At 61.6% G+C, this 15,870-nt stretch carries 13 protein-coding genes and 2 tRNA genes; 10 read left to right on the top strand and 5 right to left on the bottom strand.

Annotated features, from left to right (window positions below):
• The first annotated feature begins 73 nt into the window (after positions 1–73).
• The 9 genes from serS (at position 74) to ACHFFR_RS04735 (ending at position 9,547) form a co-directional block, all read left to right on the top strand.
• The gene (gene serS / locus ACHFFR_RS04775; protein WP_394263135.1) at positions 74–1,336 is read left to right on the top strand and encodes a serine--tRNA ligase; all 1,263 of its coding nucleotides are present in this window, start codon (positions 74–76) and stop codon (positions 1,334–1,336) included.
• A complete protein-coding gene (locus ACHFFR_RS04770) occupies positions 1,337–2,272 on the top strand; it encodes an HAD family hydrolase (RefSeq protein ID WP_394263134.1) in 936 nt (311 codons plus the stop codon).
• 398 nt (positions 2,273–2,670) lie between these two features.
• The gene (locus ACHFFR_RS04765; protein WP_394263133.1) at positions 2,671–4,038 is read left to right on the top strand and encodes an ABC transporter substrate-binding protein; all 1,368 of its coding nucleotides are present in this window, start codon (positions 2,671–2,673) and stop codon (positions 4,036–4,038) included.
• A gap of 100 nt (positions 4,039–4,138) precedes the next feature.
• Positions 4,139–5,479: an ABC transporter permease subunit gene (locus ACHFFR_RS04760; RefSeq protein WP_394263132.1), complete on the top strand. Its 1,341-nt coding sequence runs from the start codon at positions 4,139–4,141 to the stop codon at positions 5,477–5,479.
• A 2-nt stretch (positions 5,480–5,481) separates the two neighbouring features.
• On the top strand, positions 5,482–6,411 hold the full coding sequence (locus ACHFFR_RS04755) for a carbohydrate ABC transporter permease (RefSeq protein ID WP_394263131.1): 930 nt from the start codon (positions 5,482–5,484) through the stop codon (positions 6,409–6,411).
• A gap of 132 nt (positions 6,412–6,543) precedes the next feature.
• Positions 6,544–6,634 (top strand) — tRNA-Ser (locus tag ACHFFR_RS04750).
• Between the two features lie 23 nt (positions 6,635–6,657).
• Entirely contained in the window at positions 6,658–8,016 is a 1,359-nt protein-coding gene (gene mgtE / locus ACHFFR_RS04745; protein ID WP_394263130.1) for a magnesium transporter, read from the top strand.
• 592 nt (positions 8,017–8,608) lie between these two features.
• A tRNA-Ser gene (locus ACHFFR_RS04740) sits at positions 8,609–8,697 on the top strand.
• A gap of 271 nt (positions 8,698–8,968) precedes the next feature.
• The gene (locus tag ACHFFR_RS04735; RefSeq protein WP_394263129.1) at positions 8,969–9,547 is read left to right on the top strand and encodes a hypothetical protein; all 579 of its coding nucleotides are present in this window, start codon (positions 8,969–8,971) and stop codon (positions 9,545–9,547) included.
• A 45-nt stretch (positions 9,548–9,592) separates the two neighbouring features.
• On the opposite strand, the gene ACHFFR_RS04730 is transcribed toward ACHFFR_RS04735, so the two are convergent.
• The 5 genes from ACHFFR_RS04730 to ACHFFR_RS04710 form a co-directional block, all read right to left on the bottom strand.
• Positions 9,593–10,783 carry a glycine C-acetyltransferase gene (locus ACHFFR_RS04730; RefSeq protein WP_394263128.1) on the bottom strand — a complete coding sequence of 397 codons (1,191 nt, stop codon included), beginning with the start codon at positions 10,781–10,783 and terminating at the stop codon, positions 9,593–9,595.
• Positions 10,783–11,841: an L-threonine 3-dehydrogenase gene (tdh, locus tag ACHFFR_RS04725; RefSeq protein ID WP_394263127.1), complete on the bottom strand. Its 1,059-nt coding sequence runs from the start codon at positions 11,839–11,841 to the stop codon at positions 10,783–10,785. Before tdh ends, ACHFFR_RS04730 begins: the two co-directional genes overlap by 1 nt.
• 131 nt (positions 11,842–11,972) lie before the next feature.
• Complete coding sequence (locus ACHFFR_RS04720) at positions 11,973–12,905, bottom strand: nucleoside hydrolase (RefSeq protein WP_394263126.1); 933 nt, start codon at positions 12,903–12,905, stop codon at positions 11,973–11,975.
• Between the two features lie 53 nt (positions 12,906–12,958).
• Positions 12,959–13,387: a hypothetical protein gene (locus tag ACHFFR_RS04715; protein WP_394263125.1), complete on the bottom strand. Its 429-nt coding sequence runs from the start codon at positions 13,385–13,387 to the stop codon at positions 12,959–12,961.
• A 71-nt stretch (positions 13,388–13,458) separates the two neighbouring features.
• Positions 13,459–13,914, bottom strand: coding sequence for a hypothetical protein (locus tag ACHFFR_RS04710; protein ID WP_394263124.1), 456 nt, complete (start codon positions 13,912–13,914; stop codon positions 13,459–13,461).
• 382 nt (positions 13,915–14,296) lie between these two features.
• On the opposite strand from ACHFFR_RS04710, the gene ACHFFR_RS04705 reads away from it, so the two are divergent.
• Positions 14,297–15,868 carry an SLC13 family permease gene (locus ACHFFR_RS04705; RefSeq protein WP_394263123.1) on the top strand — a complete coding sequence of 524 codons (1,572 nt, stop codon included), beginning with the start codon at positions 14,297–14,299 and terminating at the stop codon, positions 15,866–15,868.
• The last annotated feature ends 2 nt before the right edge of the window (positions 15,869–15,870 follow it).

The following is a 15,870-nucleotide window of genomic DNA, read 5'->3' as shown; positions in this document are numbered from 1 at the left end:
CCCAGTATGCTCGCGGATGGCGTCCCGTGGGCGTAATTGCCCCTATCCACCTATCCGACCTATCCTTGTAAGCATGATTGATATCCGCACAATCCGCGAAAATCCCGAGCTCATCAAGGCCTCCCAGCGCGCCCGCGGCGCGAGCGAGGCGGACGTGGACGCCGTCATCGAAGCAGACGAGGTTCGCCGCTCGTCTCTCCAGGCGTTCGAGGACATGCGTGCGGAGCAAAAGGAACTCTCCCGCTCGATCGGCAAGGCCTCCCCGGAGGACCGCCCGGCGATTCTTGAACGCGCGAAGACGATGTCCGACGAGGTCAAGTCGCTGGAGAACATTGCCGACGCCGCCAAGGCCGCGTTTGACGCGGCCATGCTGAAGATCCCCAATCTCATCATCGACGGCGTCCCTGCAGGTGGCGAGGACGACTTCACCGTCATCAAGCACGTGGGCGACATCCCCGAGTTCGACTTCGAGCCCAAAGATCACCTCGACATCGCCGAGGGGCTCGACGCGGTTGACATGGATCGCGGCGCGAAGGTCTCCGGCGCCCGGTTCTACTACATGAAGGGCATCGGCGCCCGCCTCGAGCTCGCGCTGCTCAACATGGCGATGGATCAGGCCGAGAAGAACGGCTTCACGGCGATGATTACGCCGACCCTCGTCAAGCCCGAGATCATGGGCGGCACCGGCTTCCTCGGCGAACACTCGGACGAGATCTACTACCTACCCGCCGACGAGCTGTACCTGACCGGCACCTCTGAAGTCTCGCTGGCCGGCTATCACACAGACGAGATCATTGACCTCACCGATGGCCCCAAGCGCTACGCCGGCTGGTCCACGTGCTACCGCCGCGAGGCCGGTTCGCACGGGCGCGACACCCGCGGAATCATCCGCGTCCACCAGTTCAACAAGATCGAAATGTTCTCGTTCACCACGGCCGATCAGGCCGAGGCCGAGCACGAGCGCTTCCTCGGATGGGAAGAGGAGATGCTCGCCAAGGTTGAGCTGCCCTACCGCGTCATCGACACGGCGGCGGGCGATCTGGGCGCCTCCGCGGCGCGCAAGTTTGACTGCGAGGCGTGGCTGCCCACCCAGAATCGCTTCATGGAGCTGACGTCCACCTCCAATTGCACGACCTTCCAGGCCCGCCGCCTGAAGATCCGCGAGCGCGGGGAGAACGGCACGAACGTCGTCGCCACAATTAATGGAACGCTTGCCACCACGCGTTGGCTGGTTGCGATGCTGGAAAACCACCAGCAGGCCGACGGCTCGCTCTACATTCCGGAGGCAATGCGCCCCTACCTCGGCGGCCGCGAGATCATTGAACCGGTGAAGTAGTTGACGGACGAGACCACCAACACCTATCCGTCTCCCGAGTACGACGGCGATCCGGCCGACCTCCCGGTCGCAGATTACGCGCACTGGCTGGCGCCCTACTCGGCGGGCCCGGATCTGCTGATCGGTCTAGACATCGACGGCACGATCCTCCACCACGATACGACCCTCTCCCCCAGGGTTCGCGACGCCGTTCAGTCCCACATCGAGGCAGGCACGCACATCGTCATCGCCACCGGCCGTGGCGTGCGGGGCACTCAGGTGGTTCTCGAGGAGCTCGGGATCGACGACGGCATTGCCGTTGTGTCCAACGGCGCGATGATCATCTCGATCGGCGAGGCTGAACACGGGCGACCGGCCACCGATTTCAACGGCGGTGTGGCCTCGGCCAGGGTGCCGGTTCGCCTCCTGCGCGCACACACCTTCAGCCCGCACAAGGAAATCGAGCTTATTACCGCGGGGCTGCCGGAGGCCGTGATTGCGGTTGAGTCGCTGACCGGTCCCACGCGTATTTCTGGGCCGTTCCCCGAGGGTGAGATGCTCGCGGATACCGTCTTGGTCGCGCCGCATGAGCTGGTTGTCCCCGACACCACGCGAGTCACGATCCGTGCCCCGCACATGAGCGCGATGGAAATGCTCGAGGCGATTGAGGCGCTTGGCCTCAAGGGTGTCGAGTACGCGGTGGGCTGGTCGGCGTGGATGGACCTCGCCCCGCACGGCATCAACAAGGCCGTGGGACTTGAGGAGGTCGCGGGCATCCTCGGCACGAGCGCCTCGATCACCGTGGGCGACTCGGGCAACGACTGCGAGATGCTCGAGTGGGCCGACGTCGGCGTTGCCATGGGTAACGCCCGTGAGTACGTGGCGTCATTTGCGGACACGATGGCACCGGACGTCGACGACGACGGCCTCGCGATCGTCCTCGAAGAACTTTTGTAGCCGGCCGCCAATGTACTGGCCGCCGAGCAACCGACACTGACGCAACCGACACAGACGCAACCAACACTGACGCAACCAACACAGACGCAACCGAACACGAGCGCAACTAGCGCGCGGATGCTCGGGCTCCGCGCCGTCGTCGTATGTAACGGCTTGCATAATCTTGCGCAAATCTTGCACAAATGCGCAAAAGTTCTTCCGTCGAAAAGAAGAGTAAGGGATAGTTCAGAACTTAACTAAGGGCGCTGGTCGTGGCTGGATGTCTGATAAGTAACGTTTCGGTAACTCAGTGTTTGTGCACGTCATTGGCTCAAAATCGCGACCAAATGGCGAAATTGTCTTGGTATTAAACCATTTCCTCACTAGGATGACCACGACCCTTAATGAGGAGGAACGCGATGAAGCGAATTGCTGCTATTTCTGCAGTTTTGCTCGCAAGTGCCACGCTTGCAGCATGTAGCTCTGACGAAGGTGACGGAAACGACACCGGGGCTACTGACACAACCACAACCGAAGAATCGACGACCGACGGCACCGAAGGTGGAGAAGCCACCGAGGGTGACTGGCCGGATCTGTCGGGCGAAACCATTAACGTCGCATCGGATTGGTCCGGTGCCGAGCAGGCCAACTTCGAGGCAGTCCTCGAAGGCTTCTCGGAGGCAACGGGCGCCGAGGTTGTCTACACCTCGCTTGGCAACAACGTTGCTACCGCCCTTGGCACGCAGATCGAAGGTGGCTCGCCGCCGAACATTGCACTGATCCCCCAGCCGGGTCTCATGAATCAGCTGGCCGCGGATGGCTCGATCGTTCCGCTCACGGACGACGTCCTGGCAGAGGTCGAGGCGAACTACGCGCAGACGTGGATCGACCTTGGCTCGGTGGACGGCGAGACGTACGGCGTCTGGTTCAAGGCCGCCAACAAGTCGACCATGTGGTACAACGTTGGGCTCTACGACGCCGCAGGCGTTGAGATTCCCGAGACCTGGGAAGACTACGTGACCACCCTTGAGACCCTCGCCGACTCGGGCACCTACGGTGTGTCGATCGGTGCAGACGTGGGCTGGCCGCTGACTGACTGGTTCGAGAACGTCTACCTGCGCACCGCAGGTCCGGAGATGTACGACCAGCTGACCAACCACGAGATCCCGTGGACCGACCCGTCGGTTGAAGAGGCACTGACCGTGCTCGCCGAGGTGTGGGGCAACGACGCCGTCGTTCAGCCCGGTGGCGCACAGCGCACCTTCCCGGATTCGGTGACCGCCGTTTTCGGTGACGCTCCTGAAGCCGCAACCGTCTATGAGGGCGACTTCGTGGCAGGCAACATTGCTGACCAGACCTCCTCGGTCGTCGGCGAGGACGCCAAGTTCTACGCCTTCCCGTCCGTGAACGACTCCGAGCCGTCCGTCATGGGCGCTGGCAACGTTGCAGTCGCATTCGATGATTCCGAAGGAACCCAGGCGCTCATGAAGTACCTGGCCTCCCCGGATGCAGCCAACGTGTGGATCGAGCTTGGTGGTTTCACCTCGCCGAACCAGAACGCTGACATGAACCTGTACCCGGATGAGACGTCGCTTCAGATTGCTGAGGAGCTCGTCAACGCCGAGGTCTTCCGCTTCGACATGTCTGACCTTGTTCCGTCCGAGTTCGGTGGAACCGAGGGCCAGGGCATGTGGCAGGAGTTCATCAACTTCTATGAGAATCCGGATGACATCCAGGGCGCCATGGAAGCGCTGGAAGCGGCCGCACAGTCCGCTTATGGCAACTAATCAGTAACTGACAGTGGGCGGGGCTCTTGGCCCCGCCCACTTCGTTGCATGACCGGTTCCGCATCACAACCCAGGCACTACGCATCTTGAGGAATGACTCATGAGTACCGATACCGGCGTCGCTACGCGCGAAAAGAAATCTAATTACGAGGCACAGCCGAGCCGCAAAAAGATCAACCCGATGCTCTGGTGGTTCCTCGGACCCGCAATCTTGATCCTGATCGTCATGATCATCTACCCCGCCGGCTACTCGGTGGTGCGGTCGATGTTCGACAATCAAGGAAACTTCATTGGCCTCGAGACCTACCAGCGCATGTTCTCGCTGTCCTCGACCAAGCAGGCCATCCAAAACAATCTTCTATGGGTGGTGGCCGCGCCGCTGATCACCACCACGCTCGGCCTGATCTTGGCCGTGCTCATGGACAAGATTCGCTGGAAGACGGCCTTCCGCCTCATCATCTTCATGCCCATGGCAATCTCCATGCTCGCCGCGGGCATCATCTTCCGCTCGATCTTCCAGCAGAACCCGAACATCGGCTTCGCCAACGCCGCGATCGTTGCCGTTCAGCAGCTCGTGGGCGATTCGGCCCAGTACCCCGGCGCTCGCCCGCGCGACGTCGAGGCCTTCACCCAAGAGGCCGACAACTCGATCGTCTCCAACCAAAGCATCGACGCCGGAGAGGTCGCAGCACTGCCCCTCGTTGGCATCCGCCAGGACGCCGTGCCCGCACCTGAAGATCAGACTCAGGCCGTGACGGCCGAGGCGGTTGACGGGGGCGTTTCCGGCACTGTGTGGCTCGACTTCGCACGCGGAGGAGGCGGCGAGTCCGGCGTCATCGACGAGGGCGAAGCCGGCTTGGGCGGCATGGAAGTGGAGCTGCTCGACACCTCGGGCAACGTCGTCGACGCAACACATACCGACGACGACGGAACGTTCCGCTTCGATGGCGTGGAGGGCGACTCCTTCACACTCCGACTGACAGCCGCGAACTTCGCCAAAGCGCCCACCGGCGTGGACTGGCTTGGCCCCTCGCTCATCACGCCCGTGATGATCGTGGCATTCATCTGGATCTGGGCCGGTTTCGCGATGGTGATGATCGGAGCCGGCCTCTCCGCCGTCGACCGCTCGCTCATGGAAGCAGCGCGAGTCGATGGCGCCAACGAATGGCAAGTGTTCCGGCACGTGACGGTTCCGCAGCTGCTGCCGACAGTCACGGTGGTCCTCGTGACCCTCACAATTAACGTGCTAAAAATCTTCGACCTCGTCTACGTCATACCGCCCGGCCAATCGAAGGAGGCCGGCACGGTGGTGGCGGTTGAGATGTGGAAGCAGTTCGGCAACTACAACTACAGCATGGGTTCCGCGCTCGCGATCCTCCTCGTGCTCATGGTTTTGCCGTTCATGCTCTGGCAGGTTCGCAACTTCAGGAAGGGGAACTGACAATGACAACCACTGAAGTTTCTGAACCAACGGTGGCGAAGGCTCCGGCCTCGACCGGTCACGTGTCCCAGGCGGGCCGCAAGCGCACGCTCGGGGAGCGGATCAACCGTATCTTGTCCAACTCCGTGGTCAACGTCGTGCTGCTCGTGGTGGCGGCGATGTGGCTGCTTCCGACTGTCGGCCTGTTCTTCCAGTCCGTGCGGTCCCCGCAGGACAACGCGCAGACCGGCTGGTGGACGATCTTCGACAACTTCGAGCAGTGGACGTGGGGCAACTACGAGTCCATCTTGAACAACAACTCGATGATGCAGTCACTGTGGAACACGGTGCTGATCGTTGTGCCCTCCACGTTCCTCGTGGTGTTTATCGGCGCGATGGCCGGCTACGCGCTCGCGTGGATCGAGTTCCCGGGCCGCACCGCGCTGCTCACGATCATCGTGGGTCTCATGGCCGTGCCGCTGCAGGTCTCGTTCATTCCGCTGGCTCAGCTGTTCGGCTCGATCGGCATTTTTGGCACGCGGTGGGCTGTGATCTTGTTCCACACGGCCTTCGGCTTGCCGTTCGCGGTGTTCCTCATGCGTAACTACTTCCGCCAGATCTCTCCGGAGCTCATGGAAGCAGCACGTTTGGACGGCGCGGGCGAGATGAGGATCTTCCTGCGTATCGCCCTGCCACTGGGGGCGCCGGCGCTTGCATCGCTGACGATCTTCCAGTTCCTGTGGTCCTGGAACGACATGCTGGTGGCCCTGATCTTCGCAGGCCCGCAAGACAAACCGATCACGGTGGCGCTGTCTGAGCAGTTGAGGTTGTTCTCCTCGAACATCGATATCCTCGCTGCCGGCGCGTTCCTGTCGATGGTCATTCCGATCCTCGTGTTCTTCGCGGGGCAAAAGTACTTCGTCAACGCCCTCTTGCAGGGTTCAACGAAGTAACAATCAACGACGACGAGGCGGGGCTGGTGCTTCGCCTCGTCGTCGTTTGTGGGAGGCTTTTTGCGTCATATCTGCGGGCGTGTCACAATAGCAGATGGCTTTCTTGTGCCCGCGAGGGTATGGGCAAGTGCAGGAGGGTTGTCAGAGCGGCCGAATGAGGCGGTCTTGAAAACCGTTATACGGTGATCCCGTATCGGGGGTTCGAATCCCCCACCCTCCGCCAACATAACGAATAGAGGAGGACGTATGACGAATTCCGATTCTCTAACAATTGAAGACATTTCCCAAGAAATTGAGCACGCGCTCAGTCATGATTCGATAACACTTGCCGCTAAGGCGTTGCAATCGTTGCGTTCGCAAGACGTCGTGCAGCTCATGCACCGTCTCGATTTCAGAAACCGGGCGGTCGTGTACCGACTCCTTCCAAAGGATCGGGCATTAGCTGTTTTTGAAATGCTGCAACCGCGCCTTCAGGCGGATCTTGTCCACGCGTTGCACGATGAGGAAGTCACCGGCGTTTTCGCCGAGATGGATCCGGACGATCGCGCAACGCTTCTCGATGAGCTTCCCGCCGGCGTCGCCACCCGGCTACTGCGGAATCTGCCCGAATCCGAACTCGAGCTGACCTCAATTGTTCTTGGCTACCCGGCGAACTCCATCGGCCGGCGAATGAGCCCAGAATTTGTGAGCGCATATCAGGACGCAACCGTGGCCGAAACCCTTATCCGGGTTCGCTCGCGGATCGACGACGCCGAGACGATCTACACCATCCCGGTGGTTAATCGGCAGCGAAAGCTCGTAGGGGTGCTCGACCTGAGCGCGGCCATGCGGGCTGATCATGACACGTCCATTGCCGAGATCATGGACGAGCCCTATTCGGTGCCCGCCACCGAGAGCGCGGAGCGGGCTGCCATTCGCTGCTCAAATCTCAGGGTCTTGGCGCTGCCTGTGGTGGATGACGAGTCGAGGCTGGTCGGGATTCTGACCGTTGACGACGCTCTGTCGATCCTCGAGGACGCCCAGGCTGAGGATCAGGCGCGTATCTCTGGTTCTGAGCCGCTGCGCCGCCCCTATTTGGCGACGCCGGTCAGGTCGATCGTCAAGTCGCGCGTGGTGTGGTTGCTCGTTCTGGCTATTGGCGCAACGATCACCGTGCAAGTGCTGGAGGTTTTTGAGGCGACGATCGAGCAGATGGTCGTGCTCTCCCTCTTCGTTCCGCTCCTGATTGGCACCGGTGGCAACACCGGCAATCAGGCTGCAACCACGGTGACGCGTGCGTTGGCGGTGGGCGATGTGCGGCCGCGCGACGTCTTTAAGGTAATCGCTCGAGAAATCAGGGTGGGGCTTACTCTCGGGTTACTTCTGGGCACCCTCGGCTTCGCCATCACGTCTATATTCTATGGCGTGGCGATCGGGCTGGTTATTGGTCTGACCCTCATGAGCATCTGTACGCTGGCCGCCACGGTTGGCGGCGGGATGCCACTGGTTGCAACAAAGATTGGTGTGGATCCTGCCGTTTTCGCCAATCCGTTTATCACCACGTTGGTGGATGCGACCGGTCTGGTCATCTACTTCCTCATTGCGCGAGCCGTATTGGGTCTGTGAGGCGTCGCCTGCCACGCCTCACGGGTGCGGCGGCCACTGCGACTGAACGTGATGAGCGCCCGGCAGGTGCCGGGCGCTCATTGCTGTTGACGTTGTATGTAAATGTCGAATTGCTCCCGGTGGAGGAGCTCGGCTAGATCACGGAGGGCATCGTCGCACCTCGTGTAAAAGTTCTAGAAGATCATCGACAGGAGCCAGACCAATACGACGATAATGAGGATGAGTCCAATGATTCGAATAATGCCAGTCATTTTCATTCTCCGTTCAGAAGTTGATTGTTCAATTTCGTTAAGCATTCATTAAAAACCGCCTTAAACATAGGTAATCCGCCAATAGTGAATCAGGTAGCGACGCAACGCCGAGTACGCATTAACGCGGGTACCCGCTTAGACACAGGTCTGAGCGCACATGCGTCCGCCGAGCACCCGCGCTGGCACAATCCGGAGATAGGCGGGCGTGCACTCGGAGCGGGCGCAACGATGGCAGTGCCGGATGCAGCCGGCAAGGTGAGCTGATCGTCGTCGTTAGTGATTGTGATGGCCGTAGACCAGTTGGCAACTAGGGCGCGGAATCGGCTATTCTAGGGTGGCTTGGAGATATGGCTGAGTGGTCGAAAGCGCTCCCCTGCTAAGGGAGTAGTCGCATATACGCGGCTCGAGGGTTCAAATCCCTCTATCTCCGCGCGCAGCCCCTTCCGAGGAGACTCGGGAGGGGCTTTTCGTTGCTATCAAGCCGTTGTGAGGTTAGGTACGGCCGGGCGGGGCTGCCGAGTGTGCACGGCAGGATGCACCCAGCACCACACAGACCGGGCAGGTTCCCACCAAACCGGGCAGGAACTTCCTGCCCCGTTTAGCCAGAACTTGCACCATCTGCAGAATGGGGCGGGCGGCGGGGCGAGCCCGCCGTCAACTCGGGGTTGACACGAGGCGTAAACCTTTGGTTGACTACTTTCATGGACAAGATTCTTTCCGCACAGCAGGCTATTGAGGACGCTCACCAGCAACTGCAAGACGCAGTTTTGGAAGCCCGCGCCAATGGTTCAACATGGGCAGACATCGGGCAGGTGCTCGGTATCTCCCGCCAAGCCGCTTTCAAACGATTCGGCAAACCCGTCATGCCAACGACAGGAGAAACAATGTCTCAGCGTTCAGTCGACCAGTACCCCGATCTTGCCCAGCGCTTCTTCACCAACGTTGCCAACGGCAACGAGGAAGCCACGATGTCCATGCTTCACCACAGGGTTCGCGAAGAACTCTCGTGGGACGTGCTCTCATCCGTGTGGGCGCAAGCTCTCTCGGAACAGGGCGAGCTCGAGGGATTCGAGAACACATTCGTCACCGCACCGAAGGGCACTTCGCCCGAGGCCGGCCTTCTTCAAAAGCTCTCCCGCAAGATGCTCGGCGTGGCCGTTGTGGTCACGACGATCAAGCAGGAAGCTGGCGAACTCCAAGGTCGCGTTGCATTCGATAACGACGACGCGATCGTCGGCGTCTACTACCTTCCGGTGGGCTCGACCGACTTCCAGTTCTAAGCGCCACCCGGCAGTCAGACCCCCCGGCAGTCAGACCCCCGGCAGTCAGGCCACCTGGTCCCGGCTCTTTGTGAACGCGTCGACGCAAGCTCGAACGTCGTCGTCGGAATGGGCCGCGGACAGCTGGACGCGGATACGCGCCTGACCCAGCGGAACCACCGGATAGGAAAACGCGGTGACGTAGACGCCGTTGTCGAGCATCTTCTCGGCGATCTCGCCGGCCAGTCGCGCGCCGTCGTCGCCGGGGAACATCACGGCGATGATGGCGTGCGAGCCAGGAAGCAGTTCGAAGCCAGCCTCTTCCATGAGTTCACGGAAGAGCTTGGCGTTGTGCTGAAGGCGCTCGCGCCGGTCGTCGCCGTCGCGGACGATGTCGAGTGCGGCCAACGATCCCGCCACCAGCGAGGGAGCCACCGCGTTGGAGAACAGGTATGGCCGCGCCCGCTGCTTGAGCAGGTCAATCACTTCCTGCGGCCCGGCAACGTATCCGCCCGACGCCCCGCCGAGCGCCTTGCCAAGGGTGCCGGTGAGGATGTCCACCCGGTCCTCCACTCCCAGCATGGAGTGGGTGCCAGCGCCGTGCTCGCCAACGATGCCCGTGGCGTGCGAATCGTCCACGAGGACCATCGCACCGAACTCCTCGGCCAGATCGCAAATCTCGGGGAGCTTGGCGAAGTAGCCGTCCATGGAGAACACGCCGTCGGTGGCGATGAGGATGCGCCTGGCGCCAGCCTCGCGCGCGGCCTCGAGCTGCGCGCGCAGGTCCGCCATGTCTGAGTTCTTGTAGCGGAAGCGCTTGGCCTTGCACAGCCGCACGCCATCAATGATCGAGGCGTGGTTTAGTTCGTCGGAGACGACGGCGTCATCCTTGCTGAGCAGCACCTCGAAGATGCCGCCATTCGCATCAAAGCAGGAGGGGAAGAGAATGGAATCTTCCTTGCCCACAAACTCGGCGATCTTGCGCTCGAGATCGCGGTGAATCGTCTGCGTTCCGCAGATGAAGCGGACGGACGCGGTTCCATAGCCGTACTCGTCGAGACCGCGCCGGGCGGCGTCGACGATCTGCTCGTTGTCGGCAAGCCCGAGGTAGTTGTTGGCGCAAAAGTTCAGGTAATCGCCCGTCGTCGTCGAAATGCTCGCCGACTGCGGGGTGGTGATATAACGCTCGTTCTTGTACAGGCCCGCCTCGCGGATCTCCTCGAGGGTGCCAGCGAGTTCCTCGCGAATCGTAAACATCAGTTACTCCATTCCAAAATGACCTTGCCCGACTTGCCCGAGCGCGCCGCCTCAAACGCATCTTCCCACTGCTCCGGCGCGAACCGATGGGTGATGATTGACCGGATCTGCTCGCGCAACTTCTCCGAGCTGGTCAGCAGGTAGGTGGCTTGGTACCACGTGTCGAACATCTGGCGCCCGTACACGCCCTTGACGGTGAGCATGCGGACGATGAGCGCGTTCCAGTCGATGGCGAACGGCCGCGCGGGGATTCCAAGAAGGGCGATTTTCGCGCCGTGGTTACACAGGTCGATCATCGAGGTTAGCGCCGCTGGGCTTCCGGACATTTCTAGCCCGACGTCGAACCCTTCCGTCATCCCTAAGCCCGGGAAGTGCTGGCGCGGGTCGTCGTTTGCCACGTTCACGGGAACGACGCCGTCAATGGCTCCGGCGAGCTTGAGGCGGTCCTCGTTGATGTCGGTCAGGACGGTATTGCGGGCTCCCGCATGCGCCGAGATGGCCGCGGCCATGATGCCGATCGGCCCCGCGCCCGTCACCAGCACGTCCTGAGCGGTAAGTGGGTACTGGAACGCGGTGTGAACGGCGTTGCCGAGCGGATCGAAGAGGGCGCCGAGCTCGGGGTCGATGGTGCCCGGCTGCACCCACACGTTCGCGGCGGGCACGACGACGTAGTCAGCGAACGCGCCGTCCCGATCGACGCCGATCGACACCGGTCGCATACACATGTGCCGTCTGCCTGCGCGGCAGTTGCGGCAGCGGCCACACACAACGTGGCCTTCCACGGATACTCGCAGACCCACATGAAGTTCATCGCGGCCATTGCCCTGCGCCACGCCCGGGCCGATCTCCACGATCTCGCCGTAGAACTCGTGGCCGATCGTCTGGCCGGGCTTCACATGTTCGGCCGCGAAATCGTCCCACGACTGGATGTGCAAATCCGTTCCGCACAAACCAGCTCGCATGACTCGGATCTTGACTTCGCCATGGCCGGCAGTAGGCTCCGGGACATCTCGTAGTTCAAAGCCTGGCCCCTCGGTGGGCTTGACCAGTGCTCTCATGTCGTCCTCTTTCCCAATCGGGTCGCCTTGAGACCTAGGAACAGCCTAGTCCGATCGGCCGGCGCTCGCACTGCTGGGCGGGTGGCACTCCTGGGCAGCGCCGCACGGCGACCGGCGGATTGCCGGGCCGGTTACGGAAGGCGAACGACGGCGTCGGCGATGAGATCCCAGAACCGCTCGGCGTCGAGCCTCGTGGCGGCCCACGTGTGGCAGTCCTCGTCTGCGGCAAAGCGTGTATCGGCGATGGTGCGGCCGACTGACAGATCGCCGCCGAGCTCGATGTCAATCGGCACGCGGATCGTTTGAACAATCGTGGGGTCGATGCAGTAGGCGACCGCGCACGGATCGTGAATCGGAGGTTCGGCCATGCCGAAGTGGTCGAGGTGGGTCTTGGTGAAGAACGCGAAGAGGTCTTTCATGAAGCCGCCAAGGGGCGCGTGAAGATTCTCGAGCCGCGCAGCCACGTCTTTCGTGTAGAGCGCCTGATGGGTGAGATCCAGCCCGACCATCACCACTGGCCAGGCCTCGCTGAAGACGATGTGCGCCGCCTCGGGATCGATCCAGATATTGAACTCGGCAGCGGCCGTCCAGTTGCCCTCCCCCATGGAACCACCCATCAACACCACCTCGGCAACGCGCTCGACGATGCGCGGTTCCTTGCGCGCGGCGAGCGCGATGTTCGTGAGCGGGCCGGTCGGGACGAGCGTGACCGTGCCCGGTTCGTGCTCCATGATGAGGTCGATGATGAGATCCACTGCGTGGCGGCGATCCAGCTCCACCGGTTCAGGAAGTTCGACGCCGTCGATCCCGCTCTCGCCGTGAATCTCGGGAGCTCCCTCCCGCACACGGACGAGCGGGCGCGGGCAGCCGGCCGCGACCGGCGCGGTGATGCCATAGAGGCTCGCCAAGCGGGCGGCGTTATAGGTGACCTTCTCCATCGTCTGATTACCGCCCACCGTCGTCACGGCAAGCAGGTCAATCGCCGGACTCCCCTGCGCCAGCAGCATCGCCACCGCGTCGTCGTGGCCAGGATCGCAATCGAGAATTATCTTCCGAGGACTCATGCGACCATGCTAGCTGGCTCAGATTCCAAATACGCCACCTGATGGCAGGTAGCTTACTCCCTACGGGCAGACGGTGATGGTCGACTCAATCGGCTGAGATTCGATGACGCAGACCTCGCCGCGTCTTTCACGACGTACTCGGTAACGACGCGGGAGACCTCATCGGTCTGCTCGCCCGTTGACCAAAAATCACTGAAGAGCTCATTGAACAGGGAACCCGACTCCGGGTTTTCCTTCAGGGTGTCCATCGCGTGCGCCTCAATCCGGAGGTACTCGGCGAGCCCCTCAGACAACTCGCCATCGGCCGCGGCGGGTTCCTTGGTGGTCGGCTCCTCCGTCGTCGGATCCTCGGTCGTGGGCTCCTCCGTGGTGGGTTGCTCGGTGGTCGGCTCGGTGGTGGTCGGCGGAGTTTCCGGCTCGTCTGAACAGGCGGCGAGGGACAGGACAAGTGCAGCGCCGGCGGCGAGAATCTTTGCGTTCATGGTCAGTAGTCGAATTCGGACACCGCAGTTCCACGCAGAAAACCGCGATTTCCCACATTCAGAGACGGGGCCTACTGCCCAGCCCGCGTCCGATCAGCCCACGCGCATTCGAGAAGTTCGCGCAAGACGTCCATGTCAATCTGACTAAACGAGGGAAGCAAAATAGCATTCTTGCCGGTCGGGACCCCGCCGAGCCGGTCGAGGATGTCGGCGTAGTAGTCGGAGTACCGTCGCAGCACGATCACCAAGCGGCGATCGCGGCGGCTAAATCCGATTTCGAAGCCGTCGTCGGGAGATTCGGGGTGCACCGCCGGCTTCTTTTGCCCAAACCCGACCACGGACGGACCCCACATCACAGCCTCGCACGCCGTCACCTCACACAGAAGATCGAACAGGGCGCGTGCGTCCGGCTGCAGGTCTGCGGGATAGCGGTCAATCAGGTCCTGCGGTTGCAACGACGACGGCGTGCGGCCCGCGTCCACACGCGTGACGCTCGCAGGCGAAGAGAGATCGGCACGGTCGGTCACTGCCCCTCCTCGATTCGGACATTTACCCTCGAAATCGATTCTACCGCCCCTCATCTGTGAAGTGGCGGGTGGTGGGAACTGCGTGCATAAGGCTCGGCGGACGCGACCGTCGTCGTTGTGAAAATTGTCAGACAACCGCGATTTAACGCTACTTTCGCGATGAAATAATTCCCGGTTTGCGTCGAAAAAGCCCGCTAGGCGAGACGTTCGATAACAATTCTATAACATCTTGACATCAAAGCTTTCCCGCCGCGTTTTCGATCGTATAGTTTTCAGCAAGCATGTGGCGCATGCCACCCGTGTGCCCAGCGGCAATGACGCCCGGGCCAACATTTAATATCAGTCCTCTAATTTTTCGCACACACAGAAAAGAGGAATCCACATGAGTACTCCAGAACTCCATCGGGATTCAGCCGTCTCAGAGGGTCAGCTTGATGACTCCGACGAGACCATCATGCCGACACGCCGGCCTTGGCTTCGCCACTTTGGCGGCCTAGCGCTCGGCGTTGTCCTCGCTCTCATCGTTTACTTCATTTTCCCCAAGGAACTGTCGGCTGACCTCACGGCGCAGCTGACCGCCAAGGAAATCGAACCTGATGGCGACAAGATTGCGCTGACCGCAGCCATCGCCATCCTCATGGGCGTGTGGTGGATGACGGAAGCCATTCCGCTCGCAGCCACCGCACTCGTGCCCGTCACGCTGTTCCCGCTCCTTGGCATCATGGGCTACTCCGACGTGGGAAGCTCCTACGCGTCGTCCACGATCTTCCTGTTCATGGGCGGATTCTTCCTCGCGCTGGCCATGCAACGGTGGAACTTCCACCGCAGACTCGCGCTCACGATCGTTCTAGCGGTTGGCACGAAGCCAAAGAGGCTCGTCCTCGGCTTCATGGTGGCAACCGGATTCCTGTCCATGTGGGTGTCCAACACCGCTACGGCCGTCATGATGCTCCCGATCGGCATCTCGGTCCTCGCGACCATCGGCCACGTCGAGGACGAGACGGGCGAGAAGAAGCTGTCGAACTTCGGCACCGCGCTCATGCTCGGCATCGCCTACGCGGCGTCGATCGCCTCGCTGTCTACCCTCATCGGCACGCCGCCGAACGCTCTGCTTCGCGGATACCTGCAGGACAACCACGACATCACGCTGAACTTCGGCCTGTGGATGGTCTTCGCAGCCCCGCTCGCATGGCTCTTCCTGCTTATCGCATGGCAGGTCCTGGTTCGCATTTACAAGCCCGAAATTGACGAGATCCCGGGCGGGCGCGAGCTGATTCACGGCGAGCTTCAGAAGATGGGCCCGATGTCGGCTCAGGAAAAGACTGTTGCCGGAATCTTCATTGCGGCGGCGCTGTCCTGGATTCTCATCCCGACCCTGTGGACGGACGGCCCTGTTGGCGATACCACCATCGCCATGATCCTCGCCATGGTTCTGTTTATTGCCCCGGCCAAGCCCTCGGAGGGCGTTGCCATCCTCGACTGGGATACGGCCAAGCACATTCCGTGGGACGTGCTTCTCCTGTTCGGTGGCGGTCTCGCACTGTCGGCTGGCTTCGGCAAGACCGGCCTGTCCGATTGGATTGGCGAGCGCGCGGCAGCTCTCGAAGGCCTGCCAACCATCCTCATTATCGCCGGCGTGGCGGCGATCGTGATCTTCCTGACGGAGATGACGTCGAACACCGCGACGGCCGCGGCGTTCCTCCCCATCATCGGCGCGGTTGCGCTCGGTATGGGCGTGGACGTCCAGCTGCTCGTCATCCCGGTGGCGCTCGCGGCAACGTGTGCATTCATGCTCCCCGTTGCAACACCACCGAACGCCATCGCGTACGGCTCCGGCTACATAACGATCGCCCAGATGGTCAAGGCCGGTGTCTGGCTGAACATCATCGGCATCGTCATGATTACCATCTGGACCCTCGTCTTCGGACCGATGATCCTCGGCATCACGATCTAGCG

This window comes from Trueperella sp., assembly GCF_043424875.1.
Taxonomy (GTDB): domain Bacteria; phylum Actinomycetota; class Actinomycetes; order Actinomycetales; family Actinomycetaceae; genus Trueperella.
The sequence above is the reverse complement of the archived record's forward strand: the minus strand, read 5'-3'. Positions and strand labels throughout refer to the sequence as shown.